The organism is Archangium violaceum (assembly GCF_016859125.1).
GTDB lineage: Bacteria > Myxococcota > Myxococcia > Myxococcales > Myxococcaceae > Archangium > Archangium violaceum_A.
On sequence record NZ_CP069338.1, the window covers coordinates 10,978,510 to 11,003,679 of the forward strand.

At 69.0% G+C, this 25,170-nt stretch carries 18 protein-coding genes and 2 pseudogenes; 9 read left to right on the forward strand and 11 right to left on the reverse strand.

Annotation, left to right across the window (positions count from 1 at the left end):
* Positions 1 to 74: 74 nt before the first annotated feature.
* Positions 75 to 486, forward strand: a pseudogene (locus JQX13_RS56670) (hypothetical protein).
* Between the two features lie 50 nt (positions 487 to 536).
* Here JQX13_RS56670 and JQX13_RS46410 read toward each other — a convergent pair.
* The 5 genes and pseudogenes from JQX13_RS46410 to JQX13_RS56675 all read right to left on the reverse strand — a co-directional run.
* Entirely contained in the window at positions 537 to 1,406 is an 870-nt protein-coding gene (locus JQX13_RS46410) for a DUF2381 family protein (RefSeq protein ID WP_203405806.1), read from the reverse strand.
* Positions 1,407 to 1,464: 58 nt separating this feature from the next.
* Entirely contained in the window at positions 1,465 to 3,201 is a 1,737-nt protein-coding gene (locus JQX13_RS46415; protein WP_203405807.1) for a serine/threonine protein kinase, read from the reverse strand.
* Positions 3,202 to 3,521: 320 nt separating this feature from the next.
* A complete protein-coding gene (locus JQX13_RS46420; protein WP_203405808.1) occupies positions 3,522 to 4,640 on the reverse strand; it encodes a polysaccharide deacetylase family protein in 1,119 nt (372 codons plus the stop codon).
* A gap of 33 nt (positions 4,641 to 4,673) precedes the next feature.
* Positions 4,674 to 5,069, reverse strand: coding sequence for a tetratricopeptide repeat protein (locus JQX13_RS46425; protein ID WP_203405809.1), 396 nt, complete (start codon positions 5,067 to 5,069; stop codon positions 4,674 to 4,676).
* A gap of 112 nt (positions 5,070 to 5,181) precedes the next feature.
* Positions 5,182 to 5,283: pseudogene (locus JQX13_RS56675) on the reverse strand (hypothetical protein); the annotation flags it as partial.
* Here JQX13_RS56675 and JQX13_RS55740 point away from each other — a divergent pair.
* Positions 5,282 to 5,413, forward strand: a complete 132-nt coding sequence (locus JQX13_RS55740; RefSeq protein ID WP_275424935.1) for a hypothetical protein — start codon at positions 5,282 to 5,284, stop codon at positions 5,411 to 5,413. The pseudogene JQX13_RS56675 and the gene JQX13_RS55740 overlap by 2 nt on opposite strands.
* Positions 5,414 to 5,426: 13 nt before the next feature.
* On the opposite strand, the gene JQX13_RS46430 is transcribed toward JQX13_RS55740, so the two are convergent.
* The 4 genes from JQX13_RS46430 to JQX13_RS46445 all read right to left on the reverse strand — a co-directional run bounded on the left by JQX13_RS46430 (position 5,427) and on the right by JQX13_RS46445 (position 9,946).
* Positions 5,427 to 5,834, reverse strand: coding sequence for a hypothetical protein (locus tag JQX13_RS46430; protein ID WP_203405810.1), 408 nt, complete (start codon positions 5,832 to 5,834; stop codon positions 5,427 to 5,429).
* Between the two features lie 228 nt (positions 5,835 to 6,062).
* Positions 6,063 to 7,247, reverse strand: a complete 1,185-nt coding sequence (locus JQX13_RS46435) for an aminotransferase class I/II-fold pyridoxal phosphate-dependent enzyme (protein WP_203405811.1) — start codon at positions 7,245 to 7,247, stop codon at positions 6,063 to 6,065.
* 128 nt (positions 7,248 to 7,375) lie between these two features.
* On the reverse strand, positions 7,376 to 7,747 hold the full coding sequence (locus tag JQX13_RS46440; RefSeq protein ID WP_239014276.1) for a DMT family transporter: 372 nt from the start codon (positions 7,745 to 7,747) through the stop codon (positions 7,376 to 7,378).
* A 21-nt stretch (positions 7,748 to 7,768) separates the two neighbouring features.
* Positions 7,769 to 9,946: a PAS domain-containing protein gene (locus tag JQX13_RS46445; RefSeq protein ID WP_239014277.1), complete on the reverse strand. Its 2,178-nt coding sequence runs from the start codon at positions 9,944 to 9,946 to the stop codon at positions 7,769 to 7,771.
* A 390-nt stretch (positions 9,947 to 10,336) separates the two neighbouring features.
* Here JQX13_RS46445 and JQX13_RS46450 point away from each other — a divergent pair, with 390 nt between their 5' ends.
* The 5 genes from JQX13_RS46450 to JQX13_RS46470 all read left to right on the forward strand — a co-directional run bounded on the left by JQX13_RS46450 (position 10,337) and on the right by JQX13_RS46470 (position 17,778).
* Positions 10,337 to 11,323: an aldo/keto reductase gene (locus tag JQX13_RS46450; RefSeq protein ID WP_203405812.1), complete on the forward strand. Its 987-nt coding sequence runs from the start codon at positions 10,337 to 10,339 to the stop codon at positions 11,321 to 11,323.
* Positions 11,324 to 11,783: 460 nt separating this feature from the next.
* On the forward strand, positions 11,784 to 13,322 hold the full coding sequence (locus JQX13_RS46455; protein WP_203405813.1) for a glucan biosynthesis protein: 1,539 nt from the start codon (positions 11,784 to 11,786) through the stop codon (positions 13,320 to 13,322).
* Positions 13,310 to 13,816 (forward strand): hypothetical protein, encoded by a 507-nt coding sequence (locus tag JQX13_RS46460; protein WP_203405814.1) that lies wholly within the window; start codon positions 13,310 to 13,312, stop codon positions 13,814 to 13,816. Before JQX13_RS46455 ends, JQX13_RS46460 begins: the two co-directional genes overlap by 13 nt.
* Positions 13,817 to 13,831: 15 nt before the next feature.
* Positions 13,832 to 15,805, forward strand: coding sequence for a glucans biosynthesis glucosyltransferase MdoH (gene mdoH / locus JQX13_RS46465; protein WP_203405815.1), 1,974 nt, complete (start codon positions 13,832 to 13,834; stop codon positions 15,803 to 15,805).
* A gap of 164 nt (positions 15,806 to 15,969) precedes the next feature.
* Positions 15,970 to 17,778 (forward strand): OPT/YSL family transporter, encoded by a 1,809-nt coding sequence (locus JQX13_RS46470; protein ID WP_203405816.1) that lies wholly within the window; start codon positions 15,970 to 15,972, stop codon positions 17,776 to 17,778.
* Here the strand turns inward: JQX13_RS46470 and JQX13_RS46475 are convergent.
* Positions 17,759 to 21,637, reverse strand: coding sequence for a serine/threonine-protein kinase PknK (locus tag JQX13_RS46475; protein ID WP_239014278.1), 3,879 nt, complete (start codon positions 21,635 to 21,637; stop codon positions 17,759 to 17,761). The two genes, JQX13_RS46470 and JQX13_RS46475, sit on opposite strands and share 20 nt — an antisense overlap.
* A 645-nt stretch (positions 21,638 to 22,282) precedes the next feature.
* On the opposite strand from JQX13_RS46475, the gene JQX13_RS46480 reads away from it, so the two are divergent.
* The gene (locus JQX13_RS46480) at positions 22,283 to 23,110 is read left to right on the forward strand and encodes a hypothetical protein (RefSeq protein ID WP_203405818.1); all 828 of its coding nucleotides are present in this window, start codon (positions 22,283 to 22,285) and stop codon (positions 23,108 to 23,110) included.
* Positions 23,111 to 23,177: 67 nt separating this feature from the next.
* Entirely contained in the window at positions 23,178 to 24,617 is a 1,440-nt protein-coding gene (locus JQX13_RS46485) for a hypothetical protein (RefSeq protein ID WP_203405819.1), read from the forward strand.
* Between the two features lie 48 nt (positions 24,618 to 24,665).
* Here JQX13_RS46485 and JQX13_RS46490 read toward each other — a convergent pair whose 3' ends face one another.
* Positions 24,666 to 25,169 (reverse strand): thrombospondin type 3 repeat-containing protein, encoded by a 504-nt coding sequence (locus tag JQX13_RS46490; RefSeq protein ID WP_203405820.1) that lies wholly within the window; start codon positions 25,167 to 25,169, stop codon positions 24,666 to 24,668.
* Position 25,170: the final 1 nt, after the last annotated feature.

Here is a 25,170-nt window from a genome sequence, read left to right on the forward strand (position 1 = left end):
GGCCCGAGGTGGGGGCCCTGCACGAAACGGGCAAAGCAGGGGCTGGCATGGCCGAGCCGCCGCGACACCATGTCATGCCCAAGGAGTTCCGCGAGTGGTTCGAGAAGCGCGGCTTCACCGGCGAGATGGACATTGACGAGTTCTGCGTCAAACTGGAGCAGGCATACCACCAAGCCATCCATGGCGGTGGGAATTGGAAGCTGGGGCGCGCATGGCCCGGTGAATGGAACCGGATGATCATGGAGGCGCTGCACGAAGCCGAGGCGGAGCAGCGCAAGCAGGTCACACGCTTTGTGCGCGATGTGCTTGTGCGCGAACTCTCCGAGTGTCTTCCCAACGGCTGGCCGGCCGAGCTGGATGACGCCAACCGCTATGCCAGGCAGGTCAGGACAGCTCTCCTTTCCACGCCGCCTCCCCCCCGGGTGGCGGCCTCTCGGTCCTGACGACGAACTGCTTCTCTCACTTCTACCCGACGAGGAAGTCTGAGCTTCACCCCGTGGAAAGGACCATGAGCGACGGACGTGCCTGATACGGACCTACGGGAATTTCAACCCGTGAAGGGTGATGCTGCGCGCGCTGTCATCCCACAGCGTGAGAGACAGTTCACCCTGAGCTTCCGATAAGAGAGCATCAACCTCCACGAAGACCGGACCGTCCCCTTTGGGCGGAATAGGCACGTCCTGCCGGATCTTCAGTCCCTCCATCTCCCTGCCTCCCGCGTCCACCAGCGAAGCGTCGACCGTCATCCAGGGCTCCGAGCTCAAGTTCAATAGCGATACCTGAACCGCGATGCCTTTGTCCGCACGGTAGCTGACAGCCTTCACGCACGTGAGGCCATCGGATTTCAATTGAACGACCGTATCCTTCCCACTCAATGGTCGGACCTGGATGCCATACGTGTCGATCTTCTTCCTGGCAACCAGGCCCCCAATCCCACCTGACTGCTCGAGTCGGGCCCGCATGAGCCTGAGCTCCGCACGCAACTCCCGGTTCTTCGCCTGCTCCAGGGCGACTTCGTGAAGGAAGGACTCCCTGGAGCGCCGGTCGCGATACACCTCCACCTGATGTGTCGCCAGCCCAGAGTGAGCCAGCAGCGTGAAAGTGACACGCTGCTGGGAGGGCCCGTCTCCAATATGAGCCGTGAGCCGGAGGCGCTCCCCAGGCACCATGTCTTGTGGTGGCAGGAGGCTGATGATGCCGCGTCCCCGTGTCACCTCCAGGAAGCGCGCCTCATCCTGCAACTCCACATCCGTGCGCACATCGAAGACGATGGTCGTCATGTGCCCTGGGCTGACGCAGATCTCGCGTGCCTCCCCCGCGGGCGCCAACGAAAGTTCGATGCGCTTCAAGTCCTCGCAAACCCTGACGATAGGCGGATACTCGACAGGAGCACCCTGGAGAAGCATGAGGACCAGGAGGGAAGAGGGAGAATGGGCTAGCACGGGCAATGGCCTCCGGCTCCGGTCAGTGGAACGCCCGGACCGCTTGGATGAACAATGCGTTGTTGACGATTGCCCGCTTGGAGGTACTACCGGGACTCACCGGAGCGCCGAGCAGCGGCATACCGGAAGTCCCAGGCAGCACCACGAGTTCCATGCAGACTGGCACGACCTCATTGCCATTCAGGTGGGCTTCGGTGAAACGGCCATAGACACGCCCATTCCCGAAAATCAGCTTGCCACGGAAACGAGTCCGGCTCGAGACCTCCCCGTATTGACCAACGTTCTCGCCATCGACCTCCCCCTCCGAAAGAATGGCTTCTTCGGGAGGAATCATGCGATTGCTAGGACTGCCATTGTAGGGACGGATGAAGAATTGCAGAGTATCGCCCTCGCTGATGCCGAGTCTCGTGTGGCCCGACATGGACCCCGGCGGGCACGCCTCTGGCTTCGGCGGTGGACGCAGCGCCGGCCCTCCCCCCCCCGCGCAGGCGGAGGTCGCAACGAGGCCGGCGGAAAGCAGGGCACGGGTCTTCTGGGATTTCGTCATCTTGGGTTCCTCGCTCTTGTTCGTCGCGGTGGCGACGGGCGCGGGGGTGGGTGACTTCTTCGGTCCCGCGTCTTGCCCAACTTCTCCCGTCACCTTCGCTGGCGCCAGTTCTTGGCGAAGAGTGACCTGCTGAGGCGGGGGCAATGGAGCAGACTCCAGACGTTGGGTGGTAGGCGCCAGCAACGTGACCACCCCCAGCACCACGGGGAGAACGAGCGCCGCGCGCCGCCACCCTCCGCGCCCCTGACGTTCGGGCACCACGGGCGCGGGGGCGGGCACTGGCGCCGGGCGCTCCTCGCGGCCGGGTTCGGGGAACAGCGGCACACGCCAGGACTTGTCGGCCTGGGCCCACACCTCGGACAGCGCCTCCGCGAGCGCCTTCGCATCCGCGTACCGGGCCCCGGGCTCCTTCTCCAGCATCCGCATGCACAGCTCACCCAGCGCCGGAGGCACGCGCGGGTTGAGCTCGTGCGGCGCCGGAGGGGTCTTCCCGAGGATGGCCTGCACCATGTCCGGGTCGTTCCCATCCCCGAAGGGAAGCCGGCGCGTCAGCAGGAGGTAGGTGACGACACCCACCGCCCACAGGTCGTCTCCTGGCGTGAACGGATAGTGCTCGCCCTCCCACTCCCGCGCGAAGCGCCACACCTCGGGGCTGCGGTACTCGGGGGTGCCGGGCGGCATCCGTATCGTCAGCCGTTGCGCTCCCTCCAGGCCCGCCGCACCGAAGTCCACCAGCACCGGCTGCCCGTCCTCCTCGCGCACGACGATGTTGGCTTCCTTGATGTCCCGGTGCACGACGCCAGCCGCATGCACGTCCGCCAGGGTGAGGGCGAACGGCAGCAGCACCTGCATGACGAGCTCGAGCGCGGAGGGGTTCTCCTCCTTCGCCCACACATCCAGCGGACGGCCCTCGACGAGCTCCAGGGCCAGCACCAGGGAGCGCGGCTCCTCGTCCGGCCAGAAGCCGTACCCGTGGAAGCTCACCACGTTCGGGTGCCGCATCAGGCGCAGCGCGTCCACTTCCCGGTTGCTCCGGGGCTCGATGCCCACCAGCTTGATGGCGAAGGGTCGCTCCCCCCGCCTCGCCCGGTACACCGAGCCGAAGCTGCCGGAGGCCAGTGGCCCCTCGATGATGAAACCGGCCACTTCCGCTCCGGGCTCCAACCGCCAGGGCAACCCACGTCCTGCCTGTCCACCGTCTTCGTCGAACATCCGGTACACCTCCGAAAATTTCGGAGGTTACCAGAGAAGTCGTACCCAGTCCCGAACTTGACTGGTTGGGCGGGTGGGACGGAACGCAGGGGAAGAGAAGATCGCGGACGCGGTGTTGAAGAGGGCGAAGTGGCCGTGATCCGAGGGATGCTGCACGGTGAACACGTAGGTGCAGAGCACGCGACGTGGCACCAGGGCCGCGAGGCCCATGGGCCGTCGATTCGAATCAACCATGAAGGTGCACGCACCTTCGCAGGCACGGAACTTCCACGAGGGGGGCGGAGACGCCCCCCTTCGTCGTTTCCAGGGCCCGGCCTCCCCTACTCCGCGCGGCAGTCCACCCAGCGCACCCCCGAGCCGCGCGTCTCGCGCCAGATGCGCGGGAGCGCCTCTCGGGCCATCGGGTGGATGTCGTGGAACAAGAGGGTGCCGTGCCGCCACAGGAGCATGAGCGACAGCACGCGCCCGGCGGCCTTCGCCCCCGTGTTGCTCGAGTGCCAGTCCTGCGAGTCGATATTCCACAGGACGTTCTTCATCCCGCCGCGCTCCAGCGCCTGGAGGAGCTCCGGGTTGCGCTGTCCGTACGGAGGGCGGAACAGCGTCAGCTTCGCCTGGCCCTCCGGCAGGCTCTCCGCGAGCCTGGAATGGAAGGACTGCATGCCGGCCACCGCGCCGTCCCACGTGGCGTGAGAGCGGTGCTCCTGCCCATGCGAGCCCACGCACATCCCCGCGTAGAGCGCCCGGAGCTGCTCCACCGAGGTCGCCTTGCGCCGGGCCTCGTAGTTGTTCCCGAGCAGGAAGAAGGCCGCGTGGACGCCCTCGGAGCGGAGCAGCGCGAGGAGCGTGTCCGTCTCCCCTCCCCTGGGCGTGGGGCCGTCATCGAAGGTGAGCAGGAAGTGGCGGTCCGGCAGCTCCAGGCCGAAGCGCTCGGCGGGCGACAGGGGGAGGATCTCGCTCGTCACCTTGGGGAAGAGCCCCGCCAGCCGGACCAGCTCGTACAGGTAGCCCTGGTAGAAGGGCTTCTGCTCCGCGTACCAGGGCGCCAGCTCCGCCGGCAGCTTCGCGAGGCCCGCGCGCGAGGCGGCGACCAGCGCGTCCCAGTCCTTCGGGACGGAGCCCTCGCAGAAGGGGGCCCCGGTGGCGCACGTCTCCCGGGCCCGGGCGAAGTTCTCCACCAGCACCCCACGCATCCGCTCCCTCCACTTCGCCACCGACGCCGCGTCTCCCGGGACGTCGGTGCTCGCGTCGGAGGCCGCCATCACCTCGGTGAACGCGGCGATCTCCGCGCGGGAGGCCACGTCGAAGGCCTGGGGAGACGACAGGGGCGAGGGCCACCGGGTGCGCTCGGTCAGTGACACCTTCAGGCCCGCGGCATGCGCGGAGGGAGCGAGCAGGGAGGTACAGAGAAGCGTGGCCAGGATGCGGAAGGAGCGGTGCATGGAATCTCTCGGGAACACGTGGGGACGGGGGCCCTACTTCGCCTCGGCCTGCTTGCCCTGCATGCGCAGGATGGCGTCGTCGTAGACCTTCATGGGCCGGTTCTGCCGGGCCCACCAGAAGTTCTGCTCGGCCTGCTTCCAGTCGCCCTGGGCCTCGAAGATGCGCGCGATGTTGTAGTACGAGCTGGCCATGACCCCATTCTTCCCCGCCCCGCGCGCGAGCGCGATGGCCTTGCGGTTGGCCCAGATGGCGTTCGGGAAGTCGCCCACCTTCTGGTAGGACAGGCCCAGGTTGCTGTAGGCCTGCGCGTGCGTCGGGTCCTTGTCGATCGCCTGCTGGTAGAGCGTGATGGACTCGCGGAGCTTGCCCTGGTGATAGAGCCGCTCGCCCTTCTTGTTGAGCGACTCGGAGCTCTCGGCCGCGGCCACCGTGCGGCGCGAGCGGGCTATCCCGGGGGCACGCGTAGCCGGCCGGCGGAGGCGTGAGGATCACGCGGCTCACGGTCTCCTCCTTCTCGAAGCGCAGGTTCAGCCACTCGCCCACGCCCTGGCCGGGGACGCCCTCGGCCCACACGGTGTCGGGTGAACCATCCACCACGTGGAGCGGCGCGTAACGGCTCTCCTCGCCCTGGAAGAAGTCCATGCGGGAGCTGGCGGTCACCCAGCTCGGCGCCTGGTACTGCGTCACGTCCAGCCCCGAGTCCTTGCCCACCTTCACCCGGACCTCCACCGCGCGGCGGGTGGCGTCATCCCGCGGCCGGGGGCTGCGGTAGCTGACCACGTAGTTCACCGCGACGCCGCCCGCGAGCGAGCGGACGATCTCCTGGAAATCTCCCGAGTCCTTGTCGAAGAAGGAGCCCCCCAGCCGGCCCGGCATCCAGTGTAGGAGACGAGCGCGAGCCGGAAGTCGAACCCGCTGTTGCCGAGGATGTCCGCGAACTGGCGGGAGCGCTCCACCAGGCCGGCGATCTCCTCGCTCATGCTGCCGGTCTGATCGAAGACGAAGACCACGTCCACCGGGGCCGTGGAGGAAGGGCCGTCCAGGCGCTGCTCCTCGAAGGAGACGATCTCCCCGGGGACCATGTCCTCGCGCAGGGAGAAGGCGTCTCGGGTGAGCCCGCCCACGCGCTTGCCCGTGACGCGATCGCGCACGTTGACGGTCAGGGTGACGAACGGGAACTGGCTGGCAGGCAAGCACTCCTCTCGAGAGGATCCACCCGGCCACGGTCGAGCCTCTCTGTGCCTGGGAATCGTGGCAGGGCGACCACATGGCGTGGAACGGAGACCACGACGGCACACCCCGTCCACAGGTGCGTTCGCCACCGGGTGGAGTGCACGACCTGCCGTCGAGCCCCGCCATGTCCGACTCCGAGCGCCTCAGCAGTCCCTGCTCAACCCATCAAGGTCATCGGCGTCAGCGCTCTACGCCGCGCGCTTCTCCAGGATGCCCGAGCGGGCGATCCGCTCGACGGCCTCGGCCAACCGCTCCTCGCTCTGCACGAGCGCGATGCGCACATGGCCCTCACCCATGGCGCCGAAGCCACTGCCGGGCACCACGGTGACGCAGGCCTGCTCCAGCAGCGCCATGGCGAAGGCGAGGCTGGACTCGAAGCCGCGCGGCACGGGCGCCCAGCAGAACATGGTGGCCTTCGGCTTGGGGACGGCCCAGCCCAGGCGGTTGAGCCCGTCCACCAGCACGTCCCGGCGGCGCTGGTAGGTGGCGGCCATGTCGGCCACGCACTGTTGCGGCCCGGTGAGGGCGGCGACCGCGGCGAGCTGGATGGGACGGAAGAGCCCATAGTCGAGGTGGGCCTTCACCTCCGCCAGCAGGCCCAGGAGCCGCGCGTTGCCCACGGCGTAGGCGATGCGCGCCCCCGCCAGGTTGTACGTCTTGGACAGGGAGTTGAACTCCAGGCCCACCTCCCGCGCACCCGGAGTCTCCAGGAAGCTCGGCGGCCTGTATCCATCGAAGCTCAGCTCGCTGTAGGCGGCGTCATGCAGGATGACCGTGCCGTAGCGGCGCGCGAAGGCGACCGCCTGCTCGAAGAACCCGGGCCGGACGACGGCGGCCAGCGGGTTGCTCGGATAGTTGAGGATCAAGAGCCTGGCGCGCTGCTTGACGTCCTCCGGCAGGGACTCGAGATCCGGGAGGTACCCGAGCTCGGCCTTCAGGGGGACGGGGTGGAGCTCCGCGCCGGCCAGGACGGGACCGGCGGTGTAGATGGGGTAGCCCGGATCGGGCACCAGCACGAGATCGCCCGGATCCGTGAGCGCCTGGGTGATGTGGGCCAGGCCCTCCTGCGAGCCGATCAGCCCCAGCACCTCCGAGTCCGGGTTCAACGCCACGCCGAAGCGCCGCTGGTACCAGCCGGCCACCGCCTCGCGGAAGGCGGGCAGGTCCTTCATCGGATAGCCGTAGTTGCCGGGATCCCGGATGGCCTGGGCCATGGCCTCGGTGATGTGCGGAGCGGGAGGCAGGTCCGGACTACCGATGGACAGGTTGATGACATCGGCACCGGTGGCGAGCTTGCGCTTGCGCGCCTCGTCCATGGTGGTGAAGACGGCGGCGGCGAGCTTCTGGAGACGCTGGGGCTTGCTCATGAGCATGGAACGAGGGCCCCTCTATCACGCCTGGGAAGCGCGAGGGGTACCGTGCTCAACACCCCGAGGTGGGGCGATATGGGCCGGCCGTCAGCGGTGAAATCGTCTACCGAATCCCCAGGCGACCGGGCTCGCTAGGCCACGCGCAGCAACGCGACGCCCGCGAGGATGAGCAGGACCGCCACGACTCGTGCGAGCGAGAGCCCCTCGTGGAAGAGCGCGATGCTGAAGACGAGCGCCAGCGCCGCTTCCAATCCGAGCACCGCGATGTACACGACCCCCAGATCGGCGCGGCGCATCGCGAAGGCCTGGAGCAGGGCCCCGAGCAGGAACAAGGCCAGGAAGGCCAGGATGGGAAGCGGACGCGAGACTCCCGCCGAAAGCTTCATGAAAATCCCACCGACCGCGAAGCACGCGGCCGCGAGGAACATCAGGACCATCTCCTTGCCCGACACCATGCCGCCCAGTATGCGCTGAAGCGGGAGCTCGCGCCCGTGTGAAGTCACGGGCCCGCCGCTCCGCGCGAATCAAGTGTCAGAAGAGGGCACCGGAAGGAACAGGGTGAAGGTGGTGCCCCGGCCGGGCTCGCTCCGCACCCGCATCTCACCGCCCATCTTCTGGATGATGGAGTGGCTGATGGACAGGCCGAGCCCGGTGCCCGCCCCCGTCGGCTTCGTGGTGAAGAACGGCTCGAAGATACGTGGCAGCACCTCGGGAGGAATCCCGTGCCCGGTGTCCGAGATATCGACGCGCACCACCCCTCCCTCCAACGCGGTGACGACCCGGAGGACGTGGCGCTCCAGCCCTCCTCCGGACCGCATGGCCTGGGCGGCATTGATGATCAGATTGAGGAAGACCTGGCTCAGCCGGCCCTCGCTCCCGGACACGAGTGGCAGCGCGTCGGCGTATTGCTTCTCCACCCGCGCCGTGTGCTTCAACTCGTTGTGGGCCATGCGCAGCACGACGTCGAGGCACGCGTGGATGTCCACGGGCGCCATCTCCTCGCCCGCCGTATGCGAGAAGAAGCGCATGTCGCGCACGATGTCCCGGATGCGCCCGCCTCCCACCAGGCTCTCGGCGATGACTTCCTCCGCCTCGGAGAGGGACTCCACCAGACGTGGATGCAGCCCCGGCAGTGCCACCAGCTCCCGCGCCAGCTCGTCCCGCCACTCCTGGAGCCAGCTGAGGTTGGAGAGCACGAAGGAGGTCGGGTTGTTGATTTCATGGGCGATACCCGCCGCCAGCGCGCCCATCGCCGCGAGCCGATCGTTCTGGATGCTCTGCTGCTCGATCCGCCGCTTCTCGGTGAGATCCGTGCCGACGATGAGCAACTGCCGGGTCTCTCCCGTCACCTGGAGCGAGGCGGCGATCCCAAGGGCCACGCGAGCCCCGTTGGCCGAGCGCAACCCCAGGTCCTCCAGGCAGACCGTGCCGCGGGCGAGCAGGTCCTTCAGCGCCTGTCGCAATGGCTCCCGTTCCTCCTCCGGGACCAGCGCCTCGAAGGGAGTGCCGAGCAACTGCCCACGGGAGATGCCCAGCAGCCGCTCCGCCACCGGGTTGACCTCCAGCACGCTCCCGGCCGCGTCGAGCACGAAGACGGCCTCACCGGAGTGCTCCATGAGTTGACGGGTGCGCTCGTGGGCCTCGCGGACCTGCTCCTCCAGGCGAGCCGCGTCCCGCTCGATGAGCTCCTTGGCTTCTTGCAGCACTTCCTCCTGACGCCGGCGCTCGCTGATGTCGGCGTAGATGCCGATCACCCCCGTCACCTTTCCGTTCGCGTCCCGCAGCGGCACCTTGCTCGTGAGTACCCAGGACATCGCTCCAGCGTATTGGCGGAGGGGCTCCTCGAAGGCGAGCTTGGGGATGCCCGACTCCATCACCTCGCGGTCATCCCGGCGGTACGCCTCGGCGTACTCGCTCAAGACGGGCATCTCGAAGTCCGTCCTGCCGATGATATCCAGCGGCGAGGCGAGCCCCATGTCCCGGGCGAACTGCGGGTTGCAGCCCAGGAAGACGCTGTTCTGGTCCTTCCAGAACACCGAGTGGGGAATGTGGGCCAGGATGCTGGAGAGCAGGGTCTGCTGCTCCAGGAGTTGACGCTCGATGCGTTGGCGCTCGCGCACCTCCGCCTGGAGGTAGGTGTTGAGGACGCTCGTACGCTCCTGGGACTGCTCCAGCTCGGCGTTGCGGGCCTTCAGCAGGCGCACCTGGGAGCGCATGCGCAGCATCAGCTCCACCTGGCGCTTGAGCGCGAGCAGACTCCGGAGCTGCGACTCCCCCAGCCCGCGCGGCCGATGGTCGATGACGCAGAGGGAGCCGATCGGGAAGCCGTCCTCCGTCTGGATGGGGGTGCCCGCGTAGAAGCGGATGAACGGCTCGCCCTGCACGAGCGGATTGGTGGCGAAGCGCTCATCCGCGATGGTGTCCTCGACGAGCAGGACGCCTTCCCGCTCGATGGCCTGGGAGCAGAAGGAGATGCAGCGCTCCTGCTCCCCTACCCCATGCAACCCCACGTTCGCCTTGAAGCATTGCCGGTCGCGCTCCACCAGGCTGATGAGCGCGATGGGGGTGCCACACGCCTCGGCGGCGAGCCGGACGATGTCCTCGTAATCTGGCTCGGGTAACGCATCGCGAAGGCCAGAGAGCTCGAGCGCTCGCAGGCGCTGCGCTTCATCTCGCTGCAGGGATGGAGAAGGCGTGTACATGGTATGAATGTGAATTTTGCAGCACGGAGATGCTTCACTTCACATCGGGTCCGTCAGATTTCAGGCAGTCATGTAGGACCCAGCACCCGAAGCGCGCAGCGGCTCTGGGAACCTGCACTCGCATTGCACGGACACTGCACACTATCCTTCACTTCACCGGAGCGCGTACGGCTCGGAACCCGGGCGGCCGCTCCCCCGCGACGCCTCGACGAGGGCGCGACAGTGTTGCCTTCGCGATAGCCCCGACGCGAGACACGTACTCCGCCCAACGTGAGTGCCCCACCCCCTCGGTCTCCACGAATGCACGGATTGTGAGCGGTTGCCGTGGCGAGCAATCTCCCCCGCGCGTCGCGCGCACGTCCGCTCGCGCGCTCGTCGGAGGACGCCGCCATGAACCGGAGGGAGTTTCTCGAAGCCACACTCGCGCTGATGATTGCCCCGAGCGCCTTCGCCGCGGGGAAGCCCTCCTCGCCCCAGGCGGTCCCCCGCCGGAAGCTGGGACGCACCGGTGAGCAGATCTCCTGTCTCGGGCTCGGCGGCTTCCACATCGGCATCCAGAAGGACGAAGCCGAGAGCATCCGCATCATCCGGCGCGCGCTCGACAGCGGCATCAACTTCCTCGACAACTGCTGGGACTACAACAACGGGCAGAGTGAGATCCGGATGGGCAAGGCCCTCCGGGACGGCTACCGGTCCAAGGCGTTCCTGATGACGAAGATCGACGGCCGCGACAAGAAGACGGCCGCGAAGCAGATCGACGAGTCGCTCGAGCGCCTGCGGACCGACCACCTCGATCTGCTGCAGTTGCATGAGATCATCCGCGACAACGACCCCGACCGTTCCTTCGCCGAGGGGGGCGCCATGGAGGCGATGATCGAGGCGCACAAGGCGGGCAAGGCGCGCTTCCTCGGCTTCACCGGGCACAAGTCGCCCGCCATCCACCTGAAGATGCTCGAGACAGCGAAGAAGCACGACTTCCGCTTCGACGCCGTGCAGCTGCCACTCAACGTGATGGACGCGCACTTCGACAGCTTCGAGAAGCGTGTCCTGCCCGTGCTCGTGCGCGAGGAGATCGGCGTGCTGGGAATGAAGCCCCTGGGAGGCGCCATCATCCTGGAGAGCAAGACCGTCAGCGCTCCGGACTGTCTGCGCTACGCCCTGTCCCTGCCGGTGAGCGTGATGATCACCGGGATGGATTCGATGGAGCGGCTGAACCAGGCGCTCTCCGTCGCGCGGGGCTTCAAGCCGCTCTCGGAGAAGGAAGTGGGGGCCCTGCTCGCGAAGACCGAGAAGGCCGCCAGGGACGGCTCCTTCGAGAAGTACAAGGTCAGCCAACGCTTCGATGGCACGGTCAAACATCCGGAGTGGCTGGGATAGAGCGCTCGCGACGCGAGGCTGCTAATCCACCGGCCCGCGGGGAACGAGGTACGCAAGGAGGAGGGTGAACGGCCTGGAGAACGCACCCCAGGCCTTCATCGGACTCCTGCGCGGTGAGGACACGGGAAAGAGGGTGGTGCGGTTGGTGCCACCCTCGGCATGACCGGTCTCCCACAGATGAACACGTCCGCCACCGCTCCCCAGTCACGCCCCTCGTTGGGGACCAGACGGACAATGCCTTCACCGCCCCTGTTCCTCTGCTCCACACCCTGGCCAGCGCCCTCCCCCGAAAGGGATCGGCCGTTGGCATTGCAACCCCGCGATTTCGTTTGAGTCGCAAGGAAATTCACTGTCGACAGAGGGGTGCCGCCCTGACGCTCCTCTGATTCCAGCGCCCTCCCGGGCATTGGCACACCCGTTGCTAGCAGCCGGAACGCGGTGCGTCACAGCCAGGAGGGTCATGGAAGTGAGGTCGAGGACTTGGGCTGAGCGAGGAGCACGAGTGGTGTGCGTGCTCGGGATGGTGTGGGCGGTGGTGGCGGGAGCCGCGCCGAAGGCATCCAGTGCACCCGGGAAGCGGAGCTCCACCGCGGACCTCGTGAGGGCCCGGGCCCGGGAGCTGGCCGGCCGCCGTTACCAGGCCCCGGTGCCGGCCGTGCCGAAGGAGTACGCGCAGCTCACGTACGACCAGTACCGGGACATCCGCTTCCGCCCGGAGAAGGCCCGGTGGCGCGACGCCGGCCTGCCCTTCCAGGCGCAGTTCTTCCATCCGGGGTTCTTCTACACCTCGCCCATCATCATTCACGAGGTGGACGGCGGGCGGACGGAGAAGGTGCGCTTCTCGACGGACCTCTTCAGCTATGGCCCGCTCGTGAAGCAACTGCCGCCCTCGAAGGTGGACGGCTTCGCGGGCTTCCGGCTCGCCCACCCGCTCAACCGGCCGGACCACTTCGACGAGCTGGTGGCCTTCCTGGGCGCCAGCTACTTCCGCGCCCTGGGCCGCGGCAACGTGTACGGGCTGTCCGCGCGCGGGCTGGCCATCGACACGGCGCTCCCCGAGGGAGAGGAGTTCCCCTCGTTCCGGGAGTTCTGGCTGGAGAAGCCCGCGCCCGGCGCGGATCGCGTCGTGGTGCATGCGCTGATGGACAGCCCGAGCGTCGCGGGGGCGTACCGCTTCGTCATCATCCCGGGCGAGCGCACGGTGATGGAGGTCGAGGCGACGCTCTACGCGCGCAAGGCGGTGAAGCGGCTCGGGGTGGCTCCGCTCACCAGCATGTACCTCTTCGGAGAGAACGACCGCGGCACCTATGACGACTTCCGTCCCGAGGTGCATGACTCGGACGGCCTCTTCCTGTGGATGAAGAACGGGGAGCAGCTGTGGCGCCCGCTCCAGAATCCCGCCCACCTGAACGTCTCCAGCTTCCAGGTGGAGGGACTGCGCGCCTTCGGCCTGCTGCAGAGGGATCAGGCCTTCACCAGCTACGAGGACCTGGAGGCGCGCTACGACAAGCGTCCTGGCGTCTGGGTGGAGCCCCTGGGTGACTGGGGCCGCGGCGTGGTGCAGCTGGTGGAGATCCCCACCGCCGAGGAGATCAACGACAACATCGTGGCCTACTGGGTGCCCGAGGCCCCCTTCGGCCCTGGAGCCGAGCTGCGCATGGGCTGGCGGCTGTCCTGGGGCAGCGTGCCACCCGAGCGCCCCACGGTGGCCCAGACCGTTGCCACGCGCGTCGCGGCGGGCAGCACGCCGGCGGCCCGGCGCTTCGTCCTCGAGTTCTCGCGCGGTGGCCCGGAAGGCGAAGGCCCGGTGGAGGCGGTCGTCACCACCTCGAAGGGCCAGGTGCTCCACCCCATCGCGCAGCGCAACGACGTCACCGGTGGCTGGCGAGCCACCTTCGAGCTGGTACCCGAAGCGGGTGCTCCCACCGAGCTTCGCTGCTTCCTGCGACGTGGATCCGAAACCCTCACCGAGACATGGAGTTACCTATGGACACCGTGAAGACGCCGACCATCCACTCCACCCTCCAGTCCGTGGAGGGGCTCTCCCCGGAGACGCGCGAGGCGCTCGACGCTTTCTTCCGGTCCTTCGGCTTCACCACGGACGGTGACCTCTCCCGGTTGGCGCAGTGGGTGCTCGCGGGCAAGCAGGGCGTGGGGCCGCGAGAGGCCGAGGCCCTCGCCCGGACGCGGATGGAGGATTGGCTGTCCGGGGTGTTCGACGTCGCCCACGCGAGCGGTGGCGCGCTGCTGGCGCGGGGCCGTGCGGCCTTCGTGCTGTGCGAGGGGGCTCGCTGGGGTGCGGGCGTCCTCACGGCGGGTCCTGGTGCGTTGCCGGTGGACCTCGCGCGGGCCCTGCGCGCCGCGGTGCCCGTCCCCGCCCCGGAAGAGAGTCCCACGACGATGCCGGAGCAGCAGTTGGTGCTGTGGCCTTTGGGTGAGCTCATCCGCCGCTGGTGGCGGGCGGGCGAGCCGGACATCTCCATCTCTCGCTGAGCCGTAGGAGCCCTCATGCACGCGCATTCGTTCTCGCCCGAAACCGCCGGGCTTCGGCGGGGGTGTGTCCTCGGTCTGGCCGCGATCTCCACCGTCCTCGCGACGTGGGAGATGTTCCGGCTGCTGAGCGCCCAGGGTCTCACCGCGCCCGAATGGGTGATGGGGGGCTTCTTCACCCTGTGCTTCGCCTGGATCGCCCTGTCCTTCTGGACGGCGGTGGCGGGCTTCCTCCAGCTCGCTTCTGGTAGGCGCCTGGCCGGCCTGCGGTGGCCGGAAGCGGCGGAGGCCGCGGCCCCGCTGAAGAGCCGCACCGCGGTGGTGATGCCCATCCACAACGAGGATCCGGCATCGGTCTTCGCCAACGTGCAGGCCACCTACGAGTCCCTGAAGGCCACGGGGCGGCTGGACGCCTTCGACTTCTACGTGCTGAGCGACTCCACGCGCGTGGAGGCCTGGGTGGCCGAGGAGCTGGCGTGGGCGGACCTGTGCCGCCGGGTGGGCGGACAGGGGCGCATCTTCTACCGGCGGCGCTCGGACAACCGGGGCAAGAAGGCCGGCAACCTCGCCGACTTCTGCGAGCGCTGGGGCAAGCGCTACGACTTCATGGTGGTGCTGGACGCCGACAGCCTCATGTCCGGCGAGACGCTGGTGAAGATGGCGCGGTTGATGGAGCTCAACCCGCGCGCGGGCATCCTCCAGGTTCCGCCGCGGTGCGTGGGACGCGCCACGCTCTTCGCCCGGCTGCAGCAGTTCGCCGGCCGGCTGTACGGGCCGGTGGTGGCCGCGGGCGCGGCGGCCTGGCAGTTCGGCGAGTCCAACTACTGGGGCCACAACGCCATCCTGCGGGTGGCGGCCTTCACCGAGCACTGTGGGCTGCCGGTGCTTCCGGGGCAGCAGCCCTTCGGTGGCCACATCCTCAGCCATGACTTCGTGGAGGCGGCGCTGATGCGGCGCGCGGGCTACACGGTGTGGCTGGTGCCGGAGCTGGACGGCAGCTACGAGCAGCCTCCGCCCCACCTGCTGGCCTACGCGCAGCGGGATCGGCGCTGGTGCCAGGGCAACCTCCAGCACCTGCGGCTGGTGCTCGCGGGCGGGCTGCACCCGGTGAGCCGGGGTCACTTCCTCATGGGGGTGATGTCCTACGTGGCCTCGCCGCTGTGGCTGCTCTTCCTGCTGTCGGGCCTGGTGGCGGCGCTGAACCCCACGTTCGACGCGGAGGGCGCGTTGGGGTTGATGGGTGTGTCCCTGACCATGCTGCTGCTGCCCAAGGCCTTCGGGCTCGCGCTGGCACTGACGCGGAGGGAGGAGTCGGCGCTCATGGGCGGCCGGGGACGGCTGGTGCTGAGCGTGCTCGCCGAGAGCCTGGTGTCCATGCTGCTCGCCCCGGTGATGATGCTCTTCCAGTCGCACTTCGTCTTCGGGACGCTGCTCGGCTACAAGGTGTCCTGGACGAGCCAGCAGCGCGACGACGAGGACCTGCCGTGGGCGGAGGCGGCGCGGCGCCATGCGGTGCACACGCTGGTGGGCGTGGTGCTGGCGGCCGTGGCGCTCGCCCTGTCCCCGGGACTGCTCCTGTGGCTGTCGCCGGTGGTGGCGGGACTGCTGCTGTCCATCCCGATGTCGGTGTGGACGGCGCGCGCGTCGCTGGGCGCGTGGGCCGCGCGCCACGGCCTGTTCCTCATCCCCGAGGAGTCGGCGCCTCCCGCCGTGGTAGCCCGGGCCCTCGAGCTCGCGCAGCGCGAGCTGGAGCCGGTGGAGGACGGATTGGAGCGGGTATTGACGGATCCTCGCGCGCACGCGCTGCACCTGGCGCTGCTGGAGTCCCTGCCGGTTACCGGTGTGGCACCGCTCGCGCTCGCCTCGGCCCGCCGCAAGCTGCTGGAAGGACGGCGGGAGCCGCTCTCCGCGCAGGAAAAGGCAGCGGTGCTGATGGATGCGGAGACGCTCACGGAGGCGGCACGGCGCCGTCACGCCCTCCGGGCTTCCTGACAGGATTCCCAGGGGAGACAGTGAGCGTTTGTGCGGGAGTGTGCCGCGAGCTGTGTGTCATTCCGTCTGGTTCAACATCAGACATCGAGAGGAATTGAGAGCCGGAGCGGATGGAAATCCACTCCCTGCTTGTGATGGAATTCCCGAAAGAACGGGGGTTCACCATGAGCAAGGGATGGGTGTCTCACTCCGGGGAGGCTTCAGCACCCGTCTCGGAAGTCCCCACCGCCGCACCGTCTCTCTTCGTCCCCGCGCTCTCGTTCGGCTCCGCCGAGCTCACCGCACGCGCGCTGCTGTCGGGCGGAACCATTGGCGTGCTGCTGGCCCTCACCAATGTCTACATGGGGTTGAAGACTGGCCTGTGGGAGACGGGCAGCATCATCGCCACACTGCTGACCTTCAGTTGCATGTCGGCGCTCGTGGGCCGGCGAGGTAACGCCCCCTCTTCCCTGGAGACCCATCTCGCCCAGACATTGGCTGTCTCGGTGGGGACCCTGCCCTCCGCCGCGGGGCTCCTGGGAGCGATACCCGCGCTCGCGCTCCTGGGAGTGCGGCCGTCCGGCGGGTGGGTGGCGTTGTGGGGAGTGGGGCTGGGAGCGCTGGGGGTGCTCATCGCCTACCTGCTGCGGCGGCGCCTGCTCGAGCAGGAGCGTCTGCCCTTCCCCACCGGCATCGCCACCGCGGAGCTCATCTCCACGCTGAACACCCCCACACCGGCGCACCGGAGGCGGGCACGCGGACTGTGGGGCACGGGTCTGGGAGCCATGCTCTTCACCTGGCTGCGAGATGTGGGGGGGGTGTTTCCCCCGGTCTGGCTGCTGCCCGGGCAGTGGAGGGGCATCCCCCTGGAGAAGCTGCTGCTCGGGGTGGGATGGAATCCGATGATGCTGGGCATCGGGATGATGTTGGGGGTCCAGGGTGGACTGAGCCTGCTGTTGGGCACGCTGGTGGCGTGGGGAGGTCTGGCCCCCTGGTTGGTGCGCGAGGGGCATGTGGCCCAGGCCGAGTTCGGAGCCCTCGTGGCGTGGCTCACCTGGCCCGGCGTGGGGCTGATGGTGGGCGCGGCCATCAGCTCGCTGGTGCCACTGGTGAGCACCCTCCCGAAGGTGCTGGGGGACTTGTGGTGGCTCGGACGCGGGACGGTGGGCTGGGAGGCAACGGCGGCCCAACGGGTGGGGCGCGCGGTGCTGCCGACCGCCCTGCTCGCGCTCGTCGCGAGTGGCCTCGCCCTGGACATGCACCCGCTCCAGCTCCTCCTGTCATTGCTGCTCGTCCTCCCCCTGTGCCTGGTGTGCGCCCACAGCGCGGGGCAGACGGACATCCACCCCATCAGCCAGATGGGGCAACTCACCCAGGTGGCCTTCGGGCTCGTGTCGCCGGGGCAGGCCGCGCTCAACGTCGCGGCCGGCTCGGTGGTATCGGGGGCGGCGGCGCCCACGGGGTTGAGCCTGTGCTCACTCCAGGCCGGGCGCCTCCTGGGCGCCACCCCCTCCCGCCAGTTCCTCGTCCAACTCATCGGGCTCCTGCTGGGGGCCGCCGTCTCCCTCCCCGCCTACTCCCTCCTCGTGGCCGCCCACGGGCTGGGGACTCCGGAGCTGCCCGTGCCCGCGGCGCACCAGTTCAAGACCGTGGCGGAGTTCGCCTCGAAAGGGCTGGACGGGCTGCCACCGCGCGCCCTGCTGGCCGTGGGGCTGGGCTTCGGAACCGGGGTGTTGCTGTCCATGGCCGCGCGAGGCCGGCTGGCGCGCCTGCTGCCCTCGGCGATGGCCATGGGCGTGGGCTTCATCCTGCCCGCGCACTACGCGGTGACCATCGCCCTGGGGGCGTTCCTGGCCGCGGGAGTCCGCCGCCTCTGGCCCTCCACGAGCCCGCACGTGCAGGCGGTGGGGACGGGCGCCATCATGGGGGAGTCTCTGATCGGCCTCCTGGTGGCGGCGCTGCTCGCGCTCGGCCTCATCGCCTCGCCGGGGTGAGCACCCGCTCCCGGCTGCGCCGCAGCCGCTTGCCCATGATGTTGGGAACACGGGCGGCCCGCGCCAGGGCCTCATCCATCAGGCGCAGGGCCTCCTTGCGCTCGCCTCGCCGCCACCGGGCCAGTGCCTGGACCTCCAGCACCTCCAGGGGCTCCTGCTCCACGGAGCACGCGTCGGAGCGGCGCCCCAACGCGAGCCACTCCTCCGCGCTGGCCTCCCGGGTGGCCAGCTCCACCAGGGAGACGAGCACCTCCTCGGAAGAGCTGAACTCCGCGCCGCGCGCCTCCAGCTTGATCTGGATGTCGGTGAGCAGCGCGCGCGCCTCGAAATCGCGCCCGGTGTAGGCATGCAGACGGGCCTGCAGCAGCAGGGCCCATGGCCGAGGGGCCACCTCCGGATGGCGTCGTTCCAATTCGATGGCACGGGCGATGTGCGGCGCCGCCGCCTCCGGCGCCCCCGACTGGTAGAGCAGCTCGCCCATGTTGTGCTCGGCGAAGAACTCCCAACTCGCCAGGCCCAGCTCCCGGCCCAGTTGCATGAAGCGCTCCTGATCCCGCAGGGCGCCCTTCAGGTCGTTGCGCGCCACCCAGAGGTTGCGGCGGTTGTTGAGGATGCTGCCCAGGTGGAGCCGGTCACCGCGCTCGGTGCAGGAGGTGATGGCCTCCTCGAGGATGCGCTCCGCCTCGTCGATGCGGCCGAGGTTGGGGAGGATGAAGCCCAGCAGCAGTTGGGCCACCACCAGGGACTCATAGCCCGCGTCGCCCAGGCCTCGAGCGCGCTGGACGGTGTCCTCCAGCAGGGTGCAGGCCTCCTTCCACTGGCCGTTGCGGAACAGCGCGCGCCCGAGCCCCAGCAGCAATCTCACCTGGAGCAGCGGCGACTGCAGATTGGCGGAGGAGGCCAGCTCCTGCGCCAGGGACACCCGCATCTCGGCACGCACGTATTCGTTGCGCCAATCGTAGGCCATGGCCTCGTCCAGCAGCAGCTCCACCTGGCCGAAGAGATCTCCCAACCGCCGGGCCAGCTCGCGCGCCGCGGCGAAGTCGGCCAGCGAGTCCTCGGAGCGGCCCACCCGGTAGCGCATGAGGCCCCGCCCCCGAAGCACCGTGAAGCGGCGCCGCGTGTCCTCGACATCCAGCAACTCCAACGCACGGGTGTAGGTGGACTCGGCCTCCAGGTAGGCATGGTGCCCACGCGCGGACTCGGCCAGGTCGATGTAGAGCGCGACGGCCTCGCTGCGCAGGCCCGCGGCGGAGGCGTGCAGGGCCAGGCGGGGCAGGCGCTGACGCCGGGTAGCGCCCGCCTCGCTCAGGAAGTAGCGGAAGGCGGCGTGGTGGAAGCGCACCCGGTCCGCCTCGGGCAGTGAGCGCTCCACCGTGGCGCGCAGCAGCTCGTTGCGGAAGCAGAGCCCCTCCTCGTGGTCCACCAGCAAGCCCAGTTCCTGCAGCCGGCGCGTGGCGTGACGCGGATCCAACGGGAAGTCCACCGCGCCCCCGTCCGACTCCAGGACATGCACCACCCCCTCGGCCTCGGCGGCGGTGAAGTCCGGACCGAGCAGCGCGCACAGCCTCGCGTGCGCCGCGAGCTCGGGTGGCAGGGCACCGAGCTCGCGATCCACCAGCCACTCCACCAGGTGCAGCTCCGGCATGCGCTCCAGCTCGTCCGTGACCAGGTACCAGCTCTCCCCGCCGGCGCGCTGGCGCACCAGGCCCTGGCGCTTGAGACCGCGCACCAACTCCACCAGGAAGAGGGGGATGTACTGGGCACGCTCGGCGAGCCGCTCGATGGCCTCGGTGGGGACGTTCTCGGCCGGGCGCAGCAGGATGCGGCACAGCTCGGTGGCACTGGCGGGAGGCAGGGGACCCAGGGACAGCACCCTCTGATGGGCGGCACGAGAGCCCCACGAGGGACGGTGGCGCTCGAAGCCCGGACGAGCCAGCACGCACACCCACAGGGGGAGGCGCGACTCGGCGAGCGTGGCGTATTCCAACGCGTTCAACGCCGTCTCCTCCGCGTAATGCACGTCATCCAGGAGGATGCACAGCGGCCGTTGGCGGGCGCGCGCGACCAGCAACTCCCCGGTGGCGCGCATGGCCAGCGAGCGCAATGCGCCAGGCGCCGTGGCCCAGTGCTGCAATCGGGCGTCGCTCGGGGAGCGCCACCCCAGGGTGGCGGCCACACCGGGCCACAGCTCCATGGCCAATCGCGGCCCCAACAGCTCGACGCAGATGCCGCGGCCCTCCCCCTCGGAGCCGGAGAACGAGGCACCGGAGGCGTGGACTCCGTACAGCGCCTGTTGGAGCAACAGACGCAAGGTGCCCTCCGGATCTCCCTGCACCGGCTCCCGGGCACGCCACACATACACCCGGGCCTGGGGCAGACCCACCTGGAGCTGCTCGGCGAGCGTGGCGCACAGGTGTGTCTTTCCCTGTCCCCGGTCTCCCAGCACCGTGATGAGCGAGGGAACCCTCTCCGCCACCGACTGCTTCGCGCTTCGCATCAACTCCGCCAGCTCGCCGTCGCGGCCGACCAGCTCCTTGTGCTGTTGGAATTGGAAGGGAGCACCGCTCACGGCCGATGAAGGCAGACATTGGAAGAGTCCGTCGCGGTCCGGTACCGGAACGCATGGCTGTTCCGGAAGGGCCTCCGCCGCCGCGGCGGTGAGCAGCAACAGGCGGGGCTCGTTCCCGGAGGGAAAGCGCTCCTGCCGGGAGAAGGTGGGGCTCAGGTAGCGGATGGCCCCACCGGGGCGGCGCTGCACCGTCACCGAGACCACGTCCAACAGGGCGGTGGAGACCAGACCCCGAGCGGACAACCCCCGCACGGCCTGGTGCGCCCGCCGTATGGGGTTCTCCCCCACGTCCGGATCGAAGACGCCCACGAAGCGGGAGCCCTCCTGGAAGACGAGCTGCCCACCGAAGCCGGCGAGCTCCTTCTGGAGGACGACGGGGTTGGAGCCCGAGCGAAAGAAGAGTCCCGCCACGGAGCGGTGGGTGGACGTGGGAGGCGTGACGCGCTCGGGAGGCGTGAGGGTCGCGGGAGGAGGCGGCGGCGGAGGGGCGTGACTGAACAGGGATTGCTGGAGTGCCTCCCGCAGCTCCGTCGCGGACTGGAAGCGGCGGTCGCGCTCCTTGGCGAGACAGCGAAGCACCACCTGCTCGAGCGCCACCGGCACCGCGGCCAGCTCCGAGGGACGTGCCGGCCGGCGGGAGACGTGGGCCTGGGTGACATCGGACAGGGTGCCGAAGAAGGGCGGCCGTCCCGTGAGCATCTCGTAGAGGATGACCCCCAGGGCGTAGAGGTCCGTGCGCACATCCAGGTCCGGCTCACCCTCGCACTGCTCCGGAGCCATGTACTCCACCGTCCCCGCGAGGACGCGGTGGGTCGGAGGCGTCGCGGCGTAGGGGATGGGCAACGAGGCGGGTGCTCCGAGCCGACGCGCGAGGCCAAAATCGAAGAGGATGGCGGTGGGCGCCGTGTCGTCGAGGAAGATGTTCTCCGGCTTGAGGTCGCCATGGAGGAAGCCGCGGGCGTGTACCGCACCGAGTGTGTCCACCAGCGCGAGTGCCCCGGGTGCGAACACTTCCATCGGCATGGGGCCACCCTGGAGGGCCAGCACTCTGGCCAGGGTGGGATGCGAGATGAACCGCATGACGAGGTACGGCTCGCCTCGGGAGAGTGAGCCTGTCTCGTACACCTCCGGGACGAGAGGCGCACCGATGGCCCGCAGGGCCGCGGCTTCGGTGAAGAGATGGCGCCAGGCCAGAGGTGAGTCCGGGTGGGCCACCTTGATGGCGACCTTCTGGCCATCGGACTCGCGTCGAGCGGCCAGGAGGGTGCCAAAACCACCGTGCGCCACCGCTCCCTCCAGCGAATAACCAGGGAGGGAGAGCGAGGGCGAAGTCGGGGCGCGCGGAGCGCCATCGGGGGAGGCTCCCAGGGGACAGTCGGCGTGGGCCCCCTCCCAACGCCGTCCACAGCTCTCGCAACGTGGCACGCCACGAGTCTACGTCATCCGGCTCGGATGTTCGTGGTCCATCCTGCCCTTGTTCGTAATCGTCATCACGTCCTGTGCGCGACCGGCCCCCCGCGACTCCGGATGGCCTGCCATCGAGGTTGCACCGGATAGGACTTCCAGGCGAGGACAACGTCCGGTACTGGACTGGGCTCTCCCTGGCTTCCGAACCATGACCCTTGAGCTGTCAAAGCCAGAACTCTCCATTGAATTCTGACATAAGCAGTATTCCTCGTCTCTACCAGAAAGTTCATCCTCCAATTCGTAACACCCGGCTCCACACCCGTTCGTAGGAGTGAAGAGATGAGGACGCGCCTGGTTGAAATGTCATTGCCACTGTCTGCCTATCAGCTCCCCCATCTCACCTCCGCGTCCCACCCAAGCAGGGCAAGGGGATTCCCGAGGGAGGCCCTGCTGGCGGGGCTCGCGACCCTCGTCCTCGGTTGTGCCACGGGGCTCCCCGAAGACGAGGAGGTGCAGCCAGACAGCATGGCTGGCGCCCTCGCCGTCACCAACGGGCTGGCCACCAACGGGCTGGCCACCAACGGGCTGGCCACCAACGGGCTGGCCCTCAACGGACTGGCCACCAATGGGCTGAGCACCACCGACTTCAGCACCTGGTTCAGCTCGAACCCGGTGGGCTACTCGGACATGGTGATGAAGTACGTGGTGGCGTGCGCCTACGCCGAGGGTCAGACACTCTCCTATTCGAACGGCGTCACGACCTTCACCTGGTACGGCCGGCTGGGGCTCACGCCCGGCTGGGCCAGCGGCAATTCCGCCACGGAGAACGAGCAACAGATCATCAGCGCCTGCCTCGCCGCGCACGTGAACAAGTTCGGTGCCCACGTCAACATCTCCATCCGCGGGCAGAACGCGCTCGGCAACCCCATCCCCGTCACCACCTCGGAGTCCAGCACCTTCTCGGAGCCGGAGGCCGCTTTCTTCGGCAACCTCTTCACGGGCGAGGGCATCTATGCGTGCAACAACCGTGGTCCCCTGAACCCCACGGAGAGCAGCGCTCGGGCCTGCGGCCTGTCCTCACAGGGTACCGGGGCGAGCATCGAGTGCCCTCCCATCCAACACACCGGGCAGTGCTCCAGTATCTGCGTCATCGACAAGCTCAGGGGCGACTACGCGAGGTGCACCATCGGAAGGAAGGCCTACCTGCCCCTCACCACCCACCTCAAGCCCTCGGACATCTACAAGTGCGGTGATGGCACCTGCCAGCTCTCCGAGTCCTGCGACAGCACCAAGACCCGGTCGGGCATCTCCTATGATAACTGCAATGCCGACTGCGGTGTCTGCGGCGCGTGACGGGAGTGATGGGGCCCCCAGCGAGGAGGACGAGCGGGTCCGGAGTCCGTGTTAGGGTCCGGGAATCGTGACCGCGACCCCACACCCCTTTCGTCAACTCGGATTGGCCGCGCGAACGCCCCCCTTCGGGGCACTCCTCGCACTGTTGCTCCTGGCCCTGCTCGCGAACGGCCCCGCCTGGGGCGCTCGAAACACGCGCCAATCGAGCCGGAAAACCACCCGTGTCGCCACACCGGTAACGGTGGCGCTGCTGCCCTTCAGCGGACCTGGCGCGGAGGCGCAGCGCAAGCAGGTGCGTGCCGCGTTGCAGAAGCGCAGGAAGGAGGTGCGGGTGTTGCCGGCCTCCACGGTGGATGCCGCGGTGGCGAGCGCCGGGGCACCCCAGTCGGAGAAACAGCGCCAGGAGCTCGCGCGACGGCTGAATGCCACCGCGCTGGTCACGGGCCAGGTGAGCGCGGACCGCAAGCAACTGGTGCTGGAGGTGGTGAGCGCCGACACCGGGAAGGTGCTCACCTCGAGTACCGTCCGGCTGCGATCGGCCAGCGCCACGCAGCGGGCTGTCTGGCCCCAGTTGTCCAAGGCCCTCCTCAGCGCCCGACCTCCCTCCGCGCCGACCGAGAGTCCACCGCCCGTCAAGAGCCCGGACAGCGCTCCGCCCGACGCGCCCTCCCCCACTCCGCCACCACCTCCCGCCGTGGCGACCCGTCCTCCCGAGCCGCCCCCACCGCCCAGGAAGTTGGAGCCCAAGGCGGCCAGCACGGAGGCGACGGCTCCCGCGAAGAGCACGGGCGCGAAGCCGGTGGCTCTCGAGGTCGTCCTCGGTGGCGGCACACTGGGGCGGCGGTTGGGCTACACCGGCGAGCAGACAGGCCGTCTCCTCGGCTATGAGCTGATGGCCGCCCCGAGCGGCCGGGTCTCGGTCTCCTTCTTCCCCGGTGCGATCGGGAGCCGGGGCGTGCTCGCCCACATCGGCCTGCACGTGGAGGGGACGGGGACGCGGGCCCTGTCCACCACCCCCACGGGTGCGCTCTTCTCCGCCTCGGCGTACGGTCTGGCCGCCGGGCTCGTGGGTCGCGTGCCCCTGGGCGCCAGCGAGCTGTTGCTCGAGGCCGACTACGGCCAGCAGACCTTCGCCTTCCGTACCTACGGCGGGGCCGACCTCGAGGGGCTGCCCAACATGGACTACCGCTACGTGCGTGGCGGGCTCGGGGGGCGCGTGCAGGTCACCGAGCGGCTCGCGGTGCTGCTCGACGCGGCCTGGCTCGCGGTGCTGCGCACGGGCGAGATGGGTGGCCCCGACTACTTCCCCCGTGCTTCCACCAACGGCCTTGAGGGCGCGCTCACCCTGGGTTTCGGCCTCAACCCGACGATGGAGCTGCGGTTGGGAGGCCAGTACCGGCGCTACCTCCACACGCTCAACGCCCAGCCTGAGGATGTGCGCGTGGCCGGCGGAGCGGTGGACGAATACTTCACGGTGCAGCTGGGGCTCGCCACGCGCGTGCGCTGACACCCCGGCGCCAGGCTCATCCCAGCCTGGCGCCTTCCTTCGTCCCGGCTAGCGAGGACGTGACTCGCGCGCCGTGCGCGTTTCGCGGCGCCGTGCCGTCACGAGCAGGAGCCCGCCGAGCAGGAGCCCCACGGGTGCCCCTGGCGCCGCACCACAGCCGTACGTGACATCGGGCAGCACGTCCTCGGGCTCATCGCCTCCGTTTCCACTGTCGCTGACGTTGGGGTCCCGGCCCGCCGCCAGCTCATCGGTGTCCGGCGTGCCATCCCCATCGCTGTCCACACGCTCGCTGCGCACCGCCCCCAGGGCCGTGCGCAAGGTCCCCTCGTTGTTGGCCACCAGGCCCCGGGAGCGCAGGGATTGACCGAAGGGCGTGGTCACCGTGCCGTAACCCACGGCGCCCCCCTGGTGGCAGACGTTGCAGGCTGGCTCGGAGGCCGAGCTCAGCTCGGTGCGGATGACGCCTGGATAGGCGGGAGAGGCCCAGGCCGCGGCGGAGCCGAGGAGCGTGAGGCCGACGGAGACGGTACGAATCAAGGAATGGACGGACATG

Bases quoted from the DNA above. Each gene is read 5' to 3' on its own strand.
- JQX13_RS46410 (WP_203405806.1), bottom strand. From the start codon at position 1,406: ATGCTTCTCCAGGGTGCTCCTGTCGAGTATCCGCCTATCGTCAGGGTT.
- JQX13_RS46415 (WP_203405807.1), bottom strand. From the start codon at position 3,201: ATGTTCGACGAAGACGGTGGACAGGCAGGACGTGGGTTGCCCTGGCGG.
- JQX13_RS46420 (WP_203405808.1), bottom strand. From the start codon at position 4,640: ATGCACCGCTCCTTCCGCATCCTGGCCACGCTTCTCTGTACCTCCCTG.
- JQX13_RS55740 (WP_275424935.1), top strand. From the start codon at position 5,282: ATGCGGGAGCTGGCGGTCACCCAGCTCGGCGCCTGGTACTGCGTCACG.
- JQX13_RS46435 (WP_203405811.1), bottom strand. From the start codon at position 7,247: ATGCTCATGAGCAAGCCCCAGCGTCTCCAGAAGCTCGCCGCCGCCGTC.
- JQX13_RS46445 (WP_239014277.1), bottom strand. From the start codon at position 9,946: ATGTACACGCCTTCTCCATCCCTGCAGCGAGATGAAGCGCAGCGCCTG.
- JQX13_RS46450 (WP_203405812.1), top strand. From the start codon at position 10,337: ATGAACCGGAGGGAGTTTCTCGAAGCCACACTCGCGCTGATGATTGCC.
- JQX13_RS46455 (WP_203405813.1), top strand. From the start codon at position 11,784: ATGGAAGTGAGGTCGAGGACTTGGGCTGAGCGAGGAGCACGAGTGGTG.
- JQX13_RS46460 (WP_203405814.1), top strand. From the start codon at position 13,310: ATGGACACCGTGAAGACGCCGACCATCCACTCCACCCTCCAGTCCGTG.
- mdoH (WP_203405815.1), top strand. From the start codon at position 13,832: ATGCACGCGCATTCGTTCTCGCCCGAAACCGCCGGGCTTCGGCGGGGG.
- JQX13_RS46470 (WP_203405816.1), top strand. From the start codon at position 15,970: ATGAGCAAGGGATGGGTGTCTCACTCCGGGGAGGCTTCAGCACCCGTC.
- JQX13_RS46480 (WP_203405818.1), top strand. From the start codon at position 22,283: ATGGCTGGCGCCCTCGCCGTCACCAACGGGCTGGCCACCAACGGGCTG.
- JQX13_RS46490 (WP_203405820.1), bottom strand. From the start codon at position 25,169: ATGTCCGTCCATTCCTTGATTCGTACCGTCTCCGTCGGCCTCACGCTC.